The 16896-nt window shown below is 72.5% G+C and carries 12 protein-coding genes and 1 pseudogene; 5 read left to right on the plus strand and 8 right to left on the minus strand.

The window, feature by feature from the left end:
- Nucleotides 1-9: 9 nt before the first annotated feature.
- The 3 genes from AB0I16_RS31305 to AB0I16_RS31315 all read left to right on the plus strand — a co-directional run bounded on the left by AB0I16_RS31305 (nucleotide 10) and on the right by AB0I16_RS31315 (nucleotide 2486).
- Nucleotides 10-681, plus strand: coding sequence for a DUF4097 family beta strand repeat-containing protein (locus AB0I16_RS31305; protein ID WP_363253021.1), 672 nt, complete (start codon nucleotides 10-12; stop codon nucleotides 679-681).
- A gap of 66 nt (nucleotides 682-747) precedes the next feature.
- Nucleotides 748-1710, plus strand: coding sequence for an ATP-binding cassette domain-containing protein (locus tag AB0I16_RS31310; protein WP_363253022.1), 963 nt, complete (start codon nucleotides 748-750; stop codon nucleotides 1708-1710).
- The gene (locus tag AB0I16_RS31315) at nucleotides 1707-2486 is read left to right on the plus strand and encodes an ABC transporter permease (protein WP_363253023.1); all 780 of its coding nucleotides are present in this window, start codon (nucleotides 1707-1709) and stop codon (nucleotides 2484-2486) included. Before AB0I16_RS31310 ends, AB0I16_RS31315 begins: the two co-directional genes overlap by 4 nt.
- A 128-nt stretch (nucleotides 2487-2614) precedes the next feature.
- Here AB0I16_RS31315 and AB0I16_RS31320 read toward each other — a convergent pair whose 3' ends face one another.
- From AB0I16_RS31320 to asnB, 3 genes are all read right to left on the minus strand, one after another.
- The gene (locus tag AB0I16_RS31320) at nucleotides 2615-3934 is read right to left on the minus strand and encodes a UDP-glucose/GDP-mannose dehydrogenase family protein (RefSeq protein WP_363253024.1); all 1320 of its coding nucleotides are present in this window, start codon (nucleotides 3932-3934) and stop codon (nucleotides 2615-2617) included.
- A gap of 72 nt (nucleotides 3935-4006) precedes the next feature.
- A complete protein-coding gene (locus AB0I16_RS31325; RefSeq protein WP_363253025.1) occupies nucleotides 4007-4447 on the minus strand; it encodes an NUDIX domain-containing protein in 441 nt (146 codons plus the stop codon).
- 28 nt (nucleotides 4448-4475) lie between these two features.
- The gene (gene asnB / locus AB0I16_RS31330) at nucleotides 4476-6242 is read right to left on the minus strand and encodes an asparagine synthase (glutamine-hydrolyzing) (RefSeq protein WP_363253026.1); all 1767 of its coding nucleotides are present in this window, start codon (nucleotides 6240-6242) and stop codon (nucleotides 4476-4478) included.
- A gap of 320 nt (nucleotides 6243-6562) precedes the next feature.
- Between asnB and AB0I16_RS31335 the strand changes: the two genes are divergently transcribed.
- Nucleotides 6563-7960, plus strand: a complete 1398-nt coding sequence (locus tag AB0I16_RS31335; RefSeq protein ID WP_363253027.1) for a sporulation protein — start codon at nucleotides 6563-6565, stop codon at nucleotides 7958-7960.
- Between the two features lie 64 nt (nucleotides 7961-8024).
- Here AB0I16_RS31335 and AB0I16_RS31340 read toward each other — a convergent pair whose 3' ends face one another.
- Both AB0I16_RS31340 and AB0I16_RS31345 read right to left on the minus strand, forming a co-directional pair.
- Nucleotides 8025-9902: an ABC transporter ATP-binding protein gene (locus tag AB0I16_RS31340; protein WP_363253028.1), complete on the minus strand. Its 1878-nt coding sequence runs from the start codon at nucleotides 9900-9902 to the stop codon at nucleotides 8025-8027.
- Entirely contained in the window at nucleotides 9899-11692 is a 1794-nt protein-coding gene (locus AB0I16_RS31345) for an ABC transporter ATP-binding protein (protein WP_363253029.1), read from the minus strand. Before AB0I16_RS31345 ends, AB0I16_RS31340 begins: the two co-directional genes overlap by 4 nt.
- 108 nt (nucleotides 11693-11800) lie before the next feature.
- On the opposite strand from AB0I16_RS31345, the pseudogene AB0I16_RS31350 reads away from it, so the two are divergent.
- Nucleotides 11801-11920, plus strand: a pseudogene (locus AB0I16_RS31350) (DNA-binding response regulator); the annotation flags it as partial.
- Nucleotides 11921-11927: 7 nt separating this feature from the next.
- On the opposite strand, the gene AB0I16_RS31355 reads toward AB0I16_RS31350, so the two are convergent.
- From AB0I16_RS31355 to glgX, 3 genes are all read right to left on the minus strand, one after another.
- The gene (locus tag AB0I16_RS31355) at nucleotides 11928-13304 is read right to left on the minus strand and encodes a carbohydrate-binding protein (RefSeq protein ID WP_363253030.1); all 1377 of its coding nucleotides are present in this window, start codon (nucleotides 13302-13304) and stop codon (nucleotides 11928-11930) included.
- Between the two features lie 178 nt (nucleotides 13305-13482).
- Nucleotides 13483-14436 (minus strand): LysR family transcriptional regulator, encoded by a 954-nt coding sequence (locus AB0I16_RS31360; RefSeq protein WP_363253031.1) that lies wholly within the window; start codon nucleotides 14434-14436, stop codon nucleotides 13483-13485.
- 76 nt (nucleotides 14437-14512) lie between these two features.
- Nucleotides 14513-16801, minus strand: a complete 2289-nt coding sequence (gene glgX / locus AB0I16_RS31365; RefSeq protein WP_363253032.1) for a glycogen debranching protein GlgX — start codon at nucleotides 16799-16801, stop codon at nucleotides 14513-14515.
- Between the last annotated feature and the right edge of the window lie 95 nt (nucleotides 16802-16896).

A 16896-nucleotide genomic window follows, 5' to 3' on the forward strand; every position in this document is an offset into this window, starting at 1 on the left:
GAGCACGCCATGCAGAAGTTCGCCACCGCCGCCCCCGTCTCCGCCGTCCTGGACATCGCCGCGGGCCGCATCCAGTTCATCGCCGCCGACCGTGCCGACACCACGGTCGAGGTCCGGCCCGCCGACCCCGCCAGGAGCCGCGACGTGAAGGCGGCCGAACAGACCGAGGTCACCTGCACCGACGGTGTCCTGCGCATCCAGGCCCCGGGTGAGAGGAACCGGCTCCTCGGCACGCGGGGGTCCGTCGAGGTCACCGTCCAGCTCCCGGCCGGCTCCCACGTCGAGGCGAAGGCCGCCGCCGCGGAGTTCCGCGGTGTGGGACGGCTCGGCGACGTGTCCTTCGAGGGCGGCTCGGGACCGGTCAAGCTCGACGAGGCCGCCGGCGCCCGCATCAGCGGACTCGACGCCCGCATCACGGTCGGCCGGCTCAACGGGCCCGGCGAGATCAGCACCCAGCAGGGCGACGTGACCGTCACCGAGGCCGTGCGCGGCACCCTCACGCTCAGCACCCAGCACGGCGACATCACCGTCGGCGCCGCCCGCGGGGTCTCCGCCGCCCTGGACGCCGGCACCGGTCACGGCCGCATCGACAACGCGCTGATGAACACCGACGGCGCCGATGCCGCCCTGACCATCAAGGCCACCACCTCGTACGGCGACATCACCGCCCGCAGCCTCTGAACCCCGCCACCCCCCTCGACCCGCGGCCCTCCGCACCCCACCACAGCGTTAGAAGGAGCTCTCCTCATGACCGACCTGGCCATCGCGGCGCACGGGCTGCGCAAGTCGTACGGGGACAAGACCGTCCTCGACGGTGTCGACGTGACCGTCCCCGAGGGGACGATCTTCTCCCTGCTCGGCCCGAACGGCGCGGGCAAGACCACCGCCGTCAAGATCCTCTCCACGCTCGTCCCCGCCGACGAGGGGTCCGGCCGGATCGTAATCGGCGGTCACGACCTCGCCACCGACCCCCAGGCCGTACGCGCCGCGATCGGCGTCACCGGCCAGTTCTCCGCCGTCGACGGCCTGATCACCGGCGAGGAGAACATGCTCCTCATGGCCGACCTGCACCACCTGCCCAGGCGCGAGGGGCGGCGGGTCGCCGCCGAACTCCTGGAGCGCTTCGACCTGGTCGACGCCGCCAAGAAGCCGGCGTCCACCTACTCCGGCGGCATGAAGCGCCGCCTGGACATCGCCATGACCCTGGTCGGCGGCCCGCGCATCATCTTCCTCGACGAGCCCACCACCGGCCTCGACCCCCGCTCCCGGCACAACATGTGGGGCATCATCCGCGAGCTGGTCACCAGCGGGGTCACCGTCTTCCTCACCACGCAGTACCTGGCGGAGGCCGACGAACTGGCCGACCGCATCGCCGTCCTGAACGACGGCAGGATCGCCGCCGAGGGCACCGCCGACGAGCTCAAGCGGCTCATCCCCGGCGGGCACGTACGACTGCGGTTCAGCGATCCGGCCGCCTACCGGTCCGCCGCCGGCGCCCTGACCGAGGCGTCCCGCGACGACGAGGCCCTGGCCCTGCAACTGCCCAGCGACGGCACCCAGCGCGAACTGCGCTCCATCCTCGACCACCTGGACGCCGTCGGCGTCGAGGCCGACGAACTCACCGTCCACACCCCCGACCTCGACGACGTCTTCTTCGCCCTCACCGACAAGACCGCCGTCCCCCGCCCCGCCAAGGAGACCGTCCGATGAGCAGCTCCCTCTCCCTCGCCGTCCGCGACTCCACCACGATGCTGCGCCGCAACCTCCTGCACGCCCGGCGCTACCCCTCCCTCACGCTGAACCTGCTGCTCACCCCGATCATGCTGCTCCTGCTCTTCGTCTACATCTTCGGGGACGCGATGAGCGGGGGCGCGGGCCGCGACGCGTACGTCTCCTACATCGTCCCCGGCATCCTGCTGATGACCATCGGCTCCACCACCGTCGGCACCGCCGTCTCCGTCTCCGGCGACATGAGCGAGGGCATCATCGCCCGCTTCCGCACCATGGCCATCCACCGGGCCTCGGTGCTCATCGGGCACGTCGTCGGCAGCGTGCTCCAGGCCATCGCCAGCGTCGTCCTCGTCGGGGCCGTCGGCCTGGCCATCGGCTTCCGCTCCGCGGACGCCACCGCCCTGGAGTGGCTCGCCGCCTTCGGGCTGCTCGTCCTCTTCGCCACGGCGCTCACCTGGATCGCCGTCGGCATGGGCCTGGTCAGCCCCAACGCCGAGGCGGCGAGCAACAACGCCATGCCGCTGATCCTGCTGCCCCTCTTCTCCAGCGCCTTCGTGCCGCTGCACTCCATGCCGGGCTGGTTCCAGCCGATCGCGGAGTACCAGCCCTTCACCCCCGCCATCGAGACCCTGCGCGGCCTGCTCCTCGGCAGCGAGATCGGCGCCAACGGCTGGATCGCCGTCGCCTGGTGCGTCGGACTCGCGGTGCTCGGCTACGTCTGGTCGGCCGCCAGGTTCGACGCCGACCAGAAGTGACGGAGTGGGCGCCGAAGCCAGAGGCCCGGCCGGAACCGCCACCACGGCGGTCCGGCCGGGCCTCTCGCCGTACGGACGCGGACCGCTCGCTGACCGGGGGCCCGCAGCTGAGTCTGGCACCGCGGCTGTCAGGGACGGCCCAGCGATCGGACGGTCCAGCCGGCCTCGCGCCAGGTCTCGGTGTTGAGGGTGCCGCGACCGTCGATGACCTTCGGGCTTGCCGCGAGGGAGGCGAGCCGGTGCGGGTCGACGTGGGAGAACTGCGGCCACTCGGTCAGATGCAGCAGCAGGTCGGTGTCCTGGACAGCGGCGATGGGATCGTCGATGTAGTCGAGTTCGGGGTGCGTCTTGCGTGCGTTGTCGATCGCCTGGGGGTCGGTGACGGTGACCGTGGCACCGAGTTCGTGGAGCTTCTGGGCGACGGCGAGAGCGGGCGAGTCGCGGACGTCGTCGGTGTCGGGTTTGAAGGCGGCGCCCCAGACGGTGACGCGCTTCCCGACGAGGCCGCCGTCGAGCTGCCGGCGGGCGAGGTCGACCATGCGCTCGCGGCGCCGGTTGTTGATCGAGTCGACCTCACGGAGGATCGTCAGGGCCTGGTCGACGCCGAGTTCGCCGGCGCGGGCCATGAAGCCACGGATGTCCTTGGGCAGGCAGCCGCCGCCGAAGCCGAGTCCGGGCCGCATGCCGCGGCGGCCGATCCGGGCGTCGTGACCGAGGATGTCGGCGAGCGTGGTGACGTCGGCGCCGGAGGCTTCGCAGACCTCGGCGACGGCGTTGATGAAGGAGATCTTCGTGGCGAGGAAGGCGTTCGCGGACACCTTGGCGAGCTCGGCGGTCGCCCAGTCGGTGACGATCGTCGGCGTCCCGGACTCGATGATCTTCTCGAAGCACTGCCGCAGTACGGCCTCGGCCCAGGAGTGCTCGGCGTCGAAGCCGAGGACGAGCCGGTCCGGGCGCAGGGTGTCCTCCACGGCGAAGGACTCGCGCAGGAACTCCGGGTTCCAGGCGACCTCGATCGCATCCCCGGCGGGGGCGAACTCGCGGAGGAGGTCGCGGACGCGAGGTGCGGTGCCGACGGGAACGGTCGACTTCACCGCGACGACGGCAGGACCCTTGATACGGGGTGCGAGGTGGCGGGCGGCGGTGAACAGGTAGCTGAGATCGTAGGCATGCTCGCCGGACCGCTGTGGCGTGCCCACCCCGATGAAGTGCAAGTCGGTGAAGGCGGCGGCTTCGGCGTACGAGGCGGTGAACCTCAGCCGTCCCGAGCCTGTGTGCTCGGCGAGGAGGCCGTCCAGGTCACGTTCGTGGAACGGGGCCTTGCCCGAGTTGAGGGTCACGACCTTGTCCATGTCGCTGTCCATGCCGAGGACCTCGTGGCCGAGTTCGGCCATGCAGGCGGCGTGGGTAGCGCCGAGGTAGCCGCAGCCGATCACGGTGAGCTTCATGAGCGGGGTTCCTTTGCGAGGCGGGACCGCCGGCGGTCGACCCACCTCCCCTCGTCCGTGAGAGCGGGGTGGTCAGGCGCGCCGGCCGGCGAGGTAGCGGTTGATCCCGTCCCGGATGAACGGCGGGATCGTGCGGAGTACAAGGTCCTCGGGGGCGAAAAACTGGAGCTTGACGCCTTCGGCGAGAGGTAGCTGCGTCTCGTCGCCGTCCCAGAAGGCGGAGAAGAACGTGATCAGCTGGCCGGAACCGTGCTCGTCACGGATGTCGAACAGCTCGGTGAGATCGGCGATGTCGGTCAGGCCGGCTTCCTCGTCGAGTTCTCGGGCGATCGCGGTGGCCGGGGCTTCGCCGGGGTCGCAGCCGCCGCCCAGGACGGACCAGTGGTTCGACCAGGCGATTACGCCGGGCAGGTCGTCGCGGAGATGGAGGAGGAGTTCGCCGCGGCGGTTGGTGATGATCGCAACCGCGCCGCGGGCGGTGGCCGGGCTGTCGGCGGAGGTGTCCAGGTGCATCCCGACACCGTAATGAGGTGAAAGGTCGTCATGCGGCAGCCTTCACCGTCCGGCCGTAGAACCAGGCGGCCGTCATGAGGGCCTGCATGCGGGTGCGGTCGAACCGTCCGCAGGGCGCGAGTCCGCCCTCCACCAGAGGCCGCAGCGTGGCCGGGGCCTCGGCCAGGGCGGTGTTGATCTGTGTGTCGGCCCAGTCGGCGAGCTCGCCGTTCAGCCAGGATGGGACCGGGGAGGCGAAGCCGAGCTTGTCCCGGCTTCCCCAGACCTCCCTCGGCAGGCCGAGGGCCTTCGCGGCGTCCCGCAGAATCCGCTTGCCCTCTGCCGGGTGCTCGATCTTGTGATCGGCGGGCAACCGGTAGGACAGCTCGACCAACTCCCGGGCCAGAAAGGGGGACCGGCGTTCGAGGGCGTGGGCGGAGGCGAGCTTGTCACTGGTCATCACCAGGGGCCTCCAGGCGGTGGCCAGGTCGGCCAGGGTGAGGCCGCGGGCAAGGTCGTCCCCCGCCCTCTCCGTGGCGGTGGCGATCAGATCGCGGATCCGCCGGTCGGGGTCGGGGCCGCGCAGGACGAGCCTGGTGACCGCCTCGGCCGGGTCGAGCTCCCGCCCGGCGGCGTGCAGGAGCTTCGCGGCCAGCGGCTTGTAGGCGTCCATCCCGGCGGCCAGGACCGCGTCGGGGCCGAAGAGGACCAGGGAGTGACGGACGTAGCCCATGAGGAACTCGTCCGGTCCCAGGCCGCCGACCACGACCTTCAGGCCTCTCTCGGCGATCTCCCGGTAAGCCATGTACTCGGAGAACGTGGAAGCGTTGCCCATCGGGTAGTCCAGCGCGGACATCATGTGCGGCAGCGCCTCGGTGAAGTCGGTCGGGTCCGGCTCGACCACCACGAGCTCGGCGCCGATGTCGGCGGCGATCCGGGCCGCGATCTTCGACTCGTCGAGGCGGTCCTGGCCCGGGTAGCGGACGGTGACGCAGACCGGCGGCCGCAGCAGGTAGGCCAGCACCGAGGAGTCCAGCCCTCCGGAGAGCAGGAGCGCGAAGTCACAGGCCGGAGCCCTCAGCGGGACCTGCTCGGCCAGCACGACCGAAAACTCGGCCAGGGCCTCGCTGTAGGTGCCGGTGAATGGCTGCAGGCCGGCCAAGCTCCAGTAGGTGCGCTGGTCGAGGGAGCCAGTGGCGATGTCGAAGGACAACAGAGTGGCGGGAGCCAGCAGCTGGATGCCCTGGAAGGGGGTGTCGACACCGACCGGCGTCTCGATCGCCAGTACCTCCGGCCGCAGCACCAGCGGGGCCGGACCGTAGCCGGTGAGGGTGGTGACCTCGCTCGCGAACGCGAGCCGGCCGCCGTCCAGACGCCAGTAGAGCGGTTTCTCCCCGAGCCGGTCCCGCGCGAGGGACAGTTTCCCGGCCTGCGGATCGTAGACCGCCATGGCGAACATGCCGTCCAGTCCGTCGAGACAGGCCGGACCGAGCTTGGCCCAGGCCCGCAGCACGAAGTGCGCGTCCGACTCACGGTGTCCGAGAAAGATCCCCCAGGCGGCGGCCTGCTGCCGGTAGTTGTAGATCTCACCGTTGAAGGCCAGCAGGATGCCGGTCCCGCGGTCGAGGTAGGGGCCGGGCATCGCCTGTGGGTCGACGATCAGCAGCGTGTTCATGGCCAGCACTGCCCGCCCGTCCATCGCGGCGGCGTGCATCGTGCCGTCCGGCCCGCGGTGGGCCTGGGTGGCGCCCATCGCGCCGACGGTCTCCACGTGCCGGTCGGCGTCGGCTCCGGCCAGTCCTGCGATTCCGCACATATCTGGTTCGCCCCCAAGTGTGGTGGTGCCGTGGCAGTGGTCGCCGCCGCAAGGAGATGTGTTCCGGTTCCGGCGGCGGCCCGGGTCTTCATCACAGCCGCCCGGCCGGATCACGGGGAGGGCTCGCAAGGGGGCTCACAACTCGCAAACGCGGTTCACGGCCGGGTGAGGAGGAATATCGTCGGTGACCCAACACGCGGAACACGTGCGGCTCATCGTTCTCAGTCGAGTACGGATCTCATGCGCCACCGAGTGCAGATATACGTACTCAACAATCTGTTCGAGCCGTGCGTGGTCTCGTCACTGGCAGAGGGAGAGTCGTGGCATCGCCCACCCGCCGGACTCGTCCGCCCAACGCGGACCTGTCCCGGCTCATCGAAGCCGGCGGCGCGAGCCACAAGTCCCTGGCTCTGCGCGTCAACCAGCTCGCCCGCCAGGCGGGGATGGAGACCGACTACTCACATACATCCGTGGCGAACTGGTGCAAACGGGGAATGACGCCGAGGTGGCCGGTCCCGAAGCTGTTGGCGCAGGCCATCGGTGAACGGCTCGGCCGTCCCGTCGACCTCGACGAGATCGGTATGGGCGCGGCGGAGACAATCGACGCCTCGGTGGGGTTGGATTTCGCGCGAGACCCCGCCGACGCCGTCCGCGTCGCCACCACGTTCTGGAGCTCCGTGAACCGCCGCGACTTCCTCAACCGCACCGGATCCGGCTTCGCCGCCTCCGCCTTCACCACCCCCGTCACCCGCTGGCTCGTCACTCCGGCCGATGAGACTGCTGATCACCGGGGCGGGCAGCAGGTCGGGCGGGCCGACCTCGATGAACTGCGCGAGGCCGCCGACGACGCCAGGCGCTGGGACTCCAAGTACGGCGGTGGGAACTGGAAGGCCAGCTCCGTCACCGCCTGCCTCGACCACCGCGCCGGGCCCCTGCTGCAGGGCAGCTTCTCCGACGGGATCGGCCGTGAACTCTTCAGCGTGACCGCCGAGTTGTCGAGACTCGCCGGGTGGACGGCCTTCGACGTCGGTGAGCACGAGGTGGCTCAGCGGCACTTCATCCAGGCCCTCCGCCTAGCCCGGGCCGGCGGTGACACGCAGCTGGGCTGCTATGTGCTGACCACGATGGCCCTGCAGTCCCTGATGCGCGGCTTCGCGTCCGAGGCCGTGGACATGGCCCAGGGCGCCTTCGAACGGGCCAAGGGCCAGGCCGTCCCCCGGGTCCTGGCGTTCACCAAGCTGATCGAGGCCCGAGCCCATGCCCGGGAGAACGACCCCCGAGCGGCAGCACGAGCCCTGAAGGCCTCCGAGGACCTGCTCGGGCAGGCGAAGGACGACAGCGGTGACGAGCCCGCGTGGATCGACTTCTATCACCACGCCCGCTTGTCCGCGGACGCCGCCGAGGTCTTCCGTGACCTGAGGAACCCCAAGGCGGCCCTCGGCTGGAACCAGCAGGCCACCGCCATGCCGACCGGAGTGTTCACCCGCTCCGTCGGCATGCGCCTGGCCATCGTCGGGACCGCCCACCTCCAGGGCCGCGACCTCGACCACGGCCTTGAACTGGGCAACCGCAGCGTGGGCATCCTCGCCCGCGTCCAGTCGAGCCGGGCCAAGGACTACGTCCGCGAGTTCAACGCGGCCCTCGCCCCCTGGCGGCGCGAGGCTGCCGTGCGCGAGTTCGTCCACCGGACCCGCAAGGAGCTCGGCGTCGCCGCCTGACCGGCCGGCTCGGGATGCCGAGGGTGAGCGCTGCCGAGCGGCGCGTCGGGATTTGGGCCGGGCCTCAGCCCACCACGCTGTCGCGCCACGCCCGGTGCAGGCTCGCGAAGGTGCCCTCGCCCGCGATGAGCCGGCCCGGGGTGCCGTCCTCCACGATCCGTCCGTGCTCCATCACGAGCACCCGGTCGGCGATCTCCACCGTGGAGAGGCGGTGGGCGATCACCACGGCGGTGCGGCCCCGCAGCACCGTGTGCATCGCGCGCTGCACGGCCCGCTCGCCCGGGATGTCCAGGGAGCTGGTCGCCTCGTCGAGGATCAGCACCGCCGGGTCGGCGAGCAGGGCCCGCGCGAAGGCCACCAACTGGCGCTGACCGGCGGAGATGCGGCCACCCCTCTTGCGTACGTCCGTGTCGTACCCGTCCGGCAGCGATGCGATGAAGTCATGGGCGCCGATGGCCCGCGCGGCGCGCTCGACGTCCTCGCGGGTGGCGTCGGGGCGGCCGATCGCGATGTTCTCGGCGACGGTGCCGGAGAACAGGAATGCCTCCTGCGTCACCATGACGACCCCGCGCCGCAGCTCGGCGCCCGCCAGGTCGCGCAGGTCGACGCCGTCCAGGAGGACACGGCCCTCCGTCGGGTCGTAGAAGCGGGCCAGCAGCTTCGCCAGCGTGGACTTGCCGGCGCCGGTGGAGCCGACCACGGCGACGGTCTGCCCGGCGGGCAGCGTCAGGTCGAAGCGGGGCAGGACCTCGCCGCCGGTGCGGTAGGCGAACCGCACGCCGTCGAAGCGGACCTCGCGGCCGGGGTGCTCGGACTCCAGGTCGGGCAGTGCACGCGCGGCGGAGGCGTCGGGCTCGGGCACGGCCGGGACCTGCGCGAGCAGCCCCGCGATCTTCTCCAGGGAGGCCGCCGCCGACTGGTAGGAGTTGAGGAACATGCCGAGCCGGTCGATCGGGTCGTACAGGCGCCGCAGGTAGAGCACGGCGGCGGCGAGCACACCGAGTGCGAGGCCGCCGTCCGCGACGCGCTGCGCGCCCCACAGGACGATCGCGGCGACGGCGGTGTTGGCGACGAGCCGTGAACCGACGACGTAGCGCGCCATCTCCAGCATGGCGTCGCCGTTGGTCCGCTCGTGCCGGCGGTTGAGTTCGGCGAACCTCGCGTCGTTGGCGCGCTCCCTGCGGAAGGCCCGCACCGGGCGGATGCCGTTCATGGTCTCGGCGAACTTCACGATGACGGCGGCGATCGCGGTCGAGCGGTCGCGGAACAGCGCCCCCGCGCGCCGCTGGTAGAGGCGTACGAGGAGGTAGAGCGGCACGAACGACGCCACGGCCACCGCGCCGAGGCCCAGGTCGAGCCAGAGCAGCATCGCCGAGATGTAGACGAAGGAGAGCAGGACGGTGATGAGTTCCTGGAGGCCCTCGCTGAGCAGTTCGCGCAGCGACTCGACGTCGGTGGTGGAGCGCGAGATCAGCCGCCCCGACGTGTACCGCTCGTGGAAGTCGACGCTCAGCGCCTGCGCGTGCCGGAAGATGCGTCCGCGCAGGTCGAGCAGGACGTCCTGGTTGACGCGTGCGGAGGCGACGATGAAGGCGTACTGGAGGGCGCCCGACGAGGCGGCGCAGAGCAGATAGCCGACGGCGACCGCGATCAGCGGGCCGTGGTCGCCCGCGCGCACCGCGGGCACCCCGCTGTCGATGGCGTACGCGACGAGGAGCGGTCCCGCCTGCACGACGGCCTGCTGGAGGAGGAGCAGGACGGCGGCGAGGACGACGCGCCCGCGCAGCGGCGAGAGCAGGGAGCGCAGGAGCGCGGAGGTGGCGCCCGGCGGCGTCGGCAGGTCGTCCTTGTCGAAGGGGTCCTGGTGGGCGGCCGGTTCTTCGGGGAGCCCGGGTTCCTCGGGGTCGAGGGGCTTCTCCCGTACGGGGGTCGACGAGGTCATCGGGCAGCCTCCTCGGCGGCGTGGGGGGTGTCGGCGCCGGACATCAGCCAGGCGTATTCCGCGTTCTCCCGCAGCAGTTCCTGGTGGGTGCCGACGGCGGTGACGCGGCCGCCGGAGAGCAGCGCGACGCGGTCGGCGAGCTGCACGGTGGAGGGGCGGTGGGCGACGATCAGCGCGGTCGTGTCCGCGAGGACCCGCCGCAGCGCAGCCTCCACCAGGGCCTCCGTGTGGACGTCGAGCGCGGAGAGCGGGTCGTCGAGGACCAGGAAGCGGGGCCGGCCCACCACCGCGCGGGCCAGGGCGAGGCGCTGGCGCTGCCCGCCGGACAGGCTCAGGCCCTGCTCTCCGACCTGCGTGCCGGTGCCCTGCGGAAGTTCGTGCGCGAAACCGGCCTGGGCGACGTCGAGGGCGCGGGCGAGGTCGGTGTCGTCCGCGCTGTCCACGGCGCCCATCAGGACGTTCTCACCGACCGACGCGGAGAACAGCGTGGGCTCCTCGAAGGCGACGGCCACCAGGGCGCGCAGCCGCTCGCGGTCCATCGCGGTGATGTCCTCGCCGTCCAGGGTGATGCGCCCGCCGGTCACCTCGTGCAGGCGCGGCACCAGGGCGGTGAGCGTGGTCTTGCCGCTGCCGGTGGCGCCGACGAGGGCCATGGTCTCGCCGGGGCGGATGTGCAGGTCGATCCGGTCGAGGACGGGGGGCGCGCCGGGCGGCGCGTCGGGGTACCTGAACTCGACGCCCTCGAAGCGCAGCCCGCCCCCGCCCGGGGCCCGGGCGGACGCCTTGACGGTGTCGTCCTCCGGCTCCGCGTCCATCACCTCGAAGTACCGCTCGGTGGCCGTCGCCGACTCCTGGGTCATCGCGAGCAGGAAGCCGATGGACTCCACGGGCCAGCGCAGGGCGAGCGCCGTCGACAGGAAGGCGACCAGCGTGCCCGCGGACAGGCCCCCGTCGGCCACCCGCACCGTGCCGAGCACGAGCGCGGCGCCGATGGCGGCCTCGGGCAGCGACACGATCACCGCCCAGATCGCCGCCAGGATGCGGGCCTTGGCCAGTTCGGTGCCGCGCAGGGTGTGCGAGAGCTCGCGGAACGCCCGTGCCTGGCTGCGGTGGCGGCCGAAGCCCTTGATGATGCGGATGCCGAGCACGCTCTCCTCGACGACCGTCGTCAGATCGCCCACCTGGTCCTGGGCCCGCCGCGCCACGGTCGCGTACCGCCCCTCGTAGTACGCGCACGCGATCACCATCGGTGCCACCGGGGCCAGGAGGACCAGGCCGAGCGTGAAGTCCTGGCCGAGCAGGATGATCACGCCGACCAGGATCGTCACGCTGTTGACCAGCAGGAACGTCATCGGGAAGGCGAGGAACAACCGCAGCAGCATCAGGTCGGTGGTGCCGCGCGAGAGGAGCTGCCCGGACGCCCACCGGTCGTGGAAGGCCACCGGCAGCCGCTGGAGGTGGCGGAAGAGATCCGCCCGCATCGACGCCTCCACGCTCGCCAGCGGCCGGGCCACGAGCCAGCGCCGCAGCCCGAACAGCAGCGCCTCGGCCACGCCGAGCAGAAGCAGCAGCAGCGCGCCGAACCACACCCCCGCCGCGTCCCTGTCGGCGACGGGGCCGTCCACCATCCACTTCAGTACGAGGGGGAAGACGAGCCCCGTACAGGAAGCGACGATCGCGACAACGGCCGCGGCGCCCAGGCGCGTTCGGACCGGACGCACGTACGGCCACAGCCGCAGCAGCGTCCGGATGGTGGACCGATCCTTGGTGGGGGCATCTGAATTAGGCATCAGGAGCGAGCCTACGGACGGCCACTGACACAGCCCACCGAGTTTTGGCCCGTCGGAGCTACTCCGCTGGTCCTAGGGCCGGCCCCGGGGCCACGGCGGGCTGGCCCCGTCCTCGCGCCCGCCGTGGCGTCCCGGCTCGCCCCACGCGCGCGTGCCCCCGGCGACGAGCCGCTGAGCACCCGGGAGTCGGGGGTGCTCGCGGTCGCCGCCAGGGGCACGTCGAACCGGTCGCGTCCTACGCCTGCTGCCACAGGGCGGGAGTGTTCGGCGGCTCCCAGCCCGGCTGGGCCTGGTGGCCCTGGAGGCAGCGGTACGTCGACCCGCCGTAGGTGACGGTGTCACCGGCCGCGTAGACCTTGCCGGTGGCCCAGGTGCCGCCCGGCTCAGGACCGGGGCCGGGGCCGGGGCCGTCCCCGGTGGTCTTCAGCGTCAGGCCGAACTGCGAGAGGAGCGGCAGGATCGGCTGGTGGAAGGTCTCGCCGCCGCTGCGGCAGTTGCCCGAGCCGCCCGAGGTGACGCCCTGCGCCTGGCTCCCGGAGATGTAGGAGCCGCCCGAGTCACCGGGCTCCGCGCAGACCGTGGTCCGCGTGACCCCGCTGATGGTCCCCTCGGGATACGTGACGCTGGTGTTGTGCTGCGAGACCGTGCCGCAGTGCCACCCCGTAGTGGAGCCCGAGCGGCAGATCGACGCACCCACCGGGGACTGTGTGGAGCCCTCGACGCCGATCCGCTGGCCGCTCTGGCCCTTCACGTACGGGGTGGCGGTCCACTGGGAGTTGGTGGCGACCCAGGCCATGTCCCTGCCGGGGAAGACCGAGCCTTGGAACGTGCCCTGGGCCACCTGGTTGTAGCCGGTGGTCGCGGTGCCCGTGCGCCCGCAGTGGCCCGCCGTCGCGAAGCCCTGCTGGGTGCCCTTGGTGACGGGGAAGCCGATGGAGCAGCGGCCGCCGCCCATGTAGTACGCCTCGCCGCCCACCAGGTCGTACAGCGGCTTCGGCCGGTCCTTGGTCCGCTCGACGCGTACGAGGGAGGAGTCCACGCCGGCGGCCGACGTCAGGGACGCGGCGGCCGAGGTCTTGACGGCCCGGACGACGACGGCGTTGGAGCGCACGTCGACGTACCAGACCGGGGCGTCGCGCGTGGCCGTCCGCTTCGCCGCCCGGTCGAGGCGGTCCTTCGCGGCGTCGAGCGCGGCGAGGGAGTGCGGCACCACCCTGGCGCGGGCGCCCCGCGACTCGATCAGCGGGACGTCGGCGGCGTCCGTGGTGGCCACGGTGAGCGTGCCGGAGGTGGCGCCCCGCACCCAGGCGCCCGCGAAGTCACGGCCGAGCGCGGCCCGCAGCGCTCCCGCGTCGGCACCGGCCTCGGCCTCGTTCACCAGCCGGGCCTCGGCCTGCGCCGACGTGAGGCCGAGGTCGCGCCGCATGGCGGCGATGACCTGGGGAGAGGTCTCACCGACGGCGGCGCTCACGGCCGGGGAAGGGGCCGCGGCGGGGTCGGTCTGCGCGGACGCGCTGCCGGGTGCCCCGGCGAGGACGAGCGCGCCCGCCGCGGCGATGGCGGCACAGACCGCCGTGGCACGTCTGGGGCGGGCGGGGAGCATACGAGGCATACGAGGTCTCCTCGGTGTACGCGGAGCCAGGCCCTGTCGTCGTGGGGAAGACGGAGATGTGCCGACGGGCCCGAGCGGGGGATCGCCCACAACGTAGAAGCCTCAACAGCCCGCCAGTAGACGTCAGCAGACCCCCGTCCCCGGCGTTATGGAACGCGTCCCCGGCTGCCGGGCGCCCTCACGGCAGGTGCGGCGAGGGCGCCGCCAGCCACGCCGTGTAGCTCTCGCTGCGGGCCGCGGCCTCGGCGTGGGCGGCGCGGGCCTGCGCGAAGACCGCGGCGGCCGTGTCGTGGGCGGGGGCCGCCGGATGCCAGCCGAGGAGGTGGCGCCAGTACAGCGGGGTCCCGGCCAGCGGACGGGTCACCAGGCCCGGCGTCGGCGGGAACGTCGCCCTGCAGAGCCCCACCGCCCGGCCCACCTGCACCAGATGGACGCAGGACGCGACATCCGTCTCGTACACGCGTGAGGGCGTGAACCCGGCGCGGGCGCACGCGGCGGAGAAGCAGTCGCCGAAGCAGCCGTCGCCCGGCACGTCGGTCCACGCCTCACCGGCCAGCGTGCCGAGGTCGATCTCCTGGTGGTCCGCGAGCGGATGGCCGGTCGGCAGCATGACGAACACGGGGTCGCGGGCCACCTCGCGCCAGACCAGCGGCTCGCTCTCCGGCGGGGCGCTCGCCCCGCACGAGCCGATCAGCGCGAAGTCCAGCGCGCCCGCCGCCGTGCGGGCCGCGATGTCCCGCTCCGACCAGGAGGTGTGCGTGGTGACCCGCGCCCCCGGGTGCGCGGCGGCGAGCCGGTCGACCAGGGCGCCCAGGAGCGGCCCGTGCGTGCCGCCGAGCCGGAACCCGGTGCCGCCCTGCCACGCCTGGGCGTACCGCCGCGCCTCCTCCCGCAGCTCGCTCACCGCGGGCAGTACGACGCGGGCCCGCGCCAGCACGAACTCCCCGAGCGCGGTGGCCCGCACCCCGTGCCGTCCCCGCTCGAACAGCTCACCGCCGAGCGCCCGCTCGATGCGCTTGAGCTGCGCGCTCAGCGCGGGCTGCGCGAGCCCGAGCGCGGTGGCGGCCTTGGTGAGGCTGCCCGCGTCGGCGATCGCCCGGACCGTCTTCAGGTGCCGCAACTCCACGTCCATGGCCCGAGCTTGGCCCGCGCCAGGAGGGTCGGCAATACTCCGGTCTGGACCAATCGGAGCGGGGTGCGGCCGGCCGTCACTCGTGCCCGACCCGCAACAGCAGCACCGTCCGCCCCGCCATCGCCACCGTGGAGCCCGCCCGGTGGACGGTGCCGGGCGCCCTCTCCTGCTCCTCCGCCGAGGTGTCGACGACGACCTCGTAGAAGTCCGCCCACGGCGGCCCGGGCAGTGCGAGGTCCACCGGGTCCGCCCCGGCGTGCAGCACCGCGAGGAAGCTGTCGTCGACGACCTGCGCGCCCCGCGCGTCCCGCCCCGGTATGTCCCGCCCTGACAGGTACATGCCGAGCGTCGCGGCCGGCGCGAACCAGTCGGCCTCCGTCATCTCCGTGCCCCGCACCGTGAACCACGCCAGGTCCCGCAGCCCGTCCGCCGAGTGCGCGCGCCCGGAGAAGAACGCCCGGCGGCGCAGCACGGGATGCCGGTGCCGCAGCCCGATGAGGCGCGCCGTCAGCGCGTACAGCTCGCGCCGGCCGGGGTCGTCGGCGAGCCGCCAGTCGACCCAGCTGATCTCGTTGTCCTGGCAGTACGCGTTGTTGGAGCCGCCCTGCGTACGCCCCATCTCGTCCCCGGCGACGAACATCGGCACCCCCGTGGAGAGCAGCAGCGTCGTCATGAGGTTGCGCATCTGCCGCCGCCGCAGCGCCGTGACGCCGGCGTCGTCCGTCTCGCCCTCGGTGCCGCAGTTCCAGGCGCGGTTGTCGTCGGAGCCGTCCCTGTTCCCCTCGCCGTTGGCCTCGTTGTGCTTGCGCTCGTACGTCACGAGGTCCCGCATCGTGAACCCGTCGTGCGCGGTCACGAAGTTCACCGACGCGTACGGCCTGCGCCCGCCCCACGCGTACAGGTCGCTCGAACCCGAGAGGCGGTATCCCAGATCCCGTACGTCCGGCAGCGCGCCGCGCCAGAAGTCCCGCACCGCACCCCGGTAGCGGTCGTTCCACTCCGTCCACAGCGGGGGGAAGGCGCCCACCTGGTAGCCGCCCGAACCCACGTCCCACGGCTCGGCGATCAGCTTCACGCGGCGCAGGACCGGGTCCTGGGCGATCACCGCGAGGAACGGCGAGAGCATGTCGACGTCGTGGAAGGAGCGCGCCAGCGCCGCCGCGAGGTCGAAGCGGAAGCCGTCCACCCCCATCTCCGTCACCCAGTACCGCAGCGAGTCGGTGATGAGCCGCAGCACGTGCGGCTGGACGACCTGGAGGGTGTTGCCGCAGCCCGTGTAGTCCGCGTAGCGGCGCGGGTCCTGCTGGAGCCGGTAGTAGCCGCGGTTGTCGATGCCCTTGAGCGACAGCATCGGGCCCAGCTCACCGGCCTCCGCGGTGTGGTTGTACACCACGTCGAGGATCACCTCGATCCCCGCCTCGTGCAGCGCCCGCACCATCCGCTTGAACTCCCCGACCTGCTGCCCCCGCGTCCCCGACGCCGCGTAGGCGGCGTGCGGGGCGAAGTAGCCGATGGAGTTGTACCCCCAGTAGTTCTTCAGGCCCCGCCGCAGCAGATGGTCCTCGTGCGCGAACTGGTGCACCGGCAGCAGCTCCACCGCCGTCACCCCCAGGCGTACGAGGTGGTCGAGCGCCGCCGGGTGCGCGAGCCCCGCGTACGTGCCGCGCAGCTCCTCGGGCACCCCGGGGTGCAGCTTGGTGAAGCCGCGCACGTGCAGTTCGTAGATGACCGAGTCCGCCCACGGCGTCTTCGGGCGCCGGTCGTCGGCCCACTCGTCGTCCGGCGCGTCGTCGTGCACGACCACGCCCTTGGGCACGTACGGCGCCGAGTCCCTGTCGTCGCGCACGGTGTCCGCCACGTGCTGCTGGGGCCAGTCGCGGGCGTGCCCGTACACCTCCGCGGGCAGCGTGAAGTCGCCGTCCACCGCGCGCGCGTACGGGTCGAGGAGCAGCTTGGCCGGGTTCCAGCGGGCGCCCGTCCACGGGTCCCAGCGGCCGTGCACGCGGTAGCCGTACCGCTGGCCCGGGCGTACGCCCGGGACGAAGCCGTGCCAGATCTCGTGGGTCAGCTCGGTCAGCGGGCAGCGCGTCTCGACGGCATCGCCGCCGTCCGTGTCGAACAGGCACAGCTCCACCGACTCCGCCCCGCCCGCCCACAGCGCGAAGTTGGTCCCCGCGACCCCGTCGGGCCCCGTGCGGAAGCGGGCCCCGAGCGGTGTCGGCGTCCCCGGCCACACCGGCCGGACGGGCGCGGCACGCGCGCCGGAGCGCCTGCTGCCGTTCACGGCGGTGACGGGGCTCCCGGGCGCGGCACGCCCCGGCGTCCGCGCCTCCCGCACGGTCCTCTGCTCGGATGCGCTCGACACCTGTCAGCCTCCCGCGGCTCCTCGGCCGACGCGCGAAGCAGGGCGTGCGGCGTCCCGGCCGCGGCCCCCCATACGTCGTCCCTCCCCACTGTTCT

The sequence above is a fragment of the Streptomyces sp. NPDC050703 genome (genome assembly GCF_040654435.1).
Taxonomy (GTDB): Bacteria; Actinomycetota; Actinomycetes; order Streptomycetales; family Streptomycetaceae; genus Streptomyces.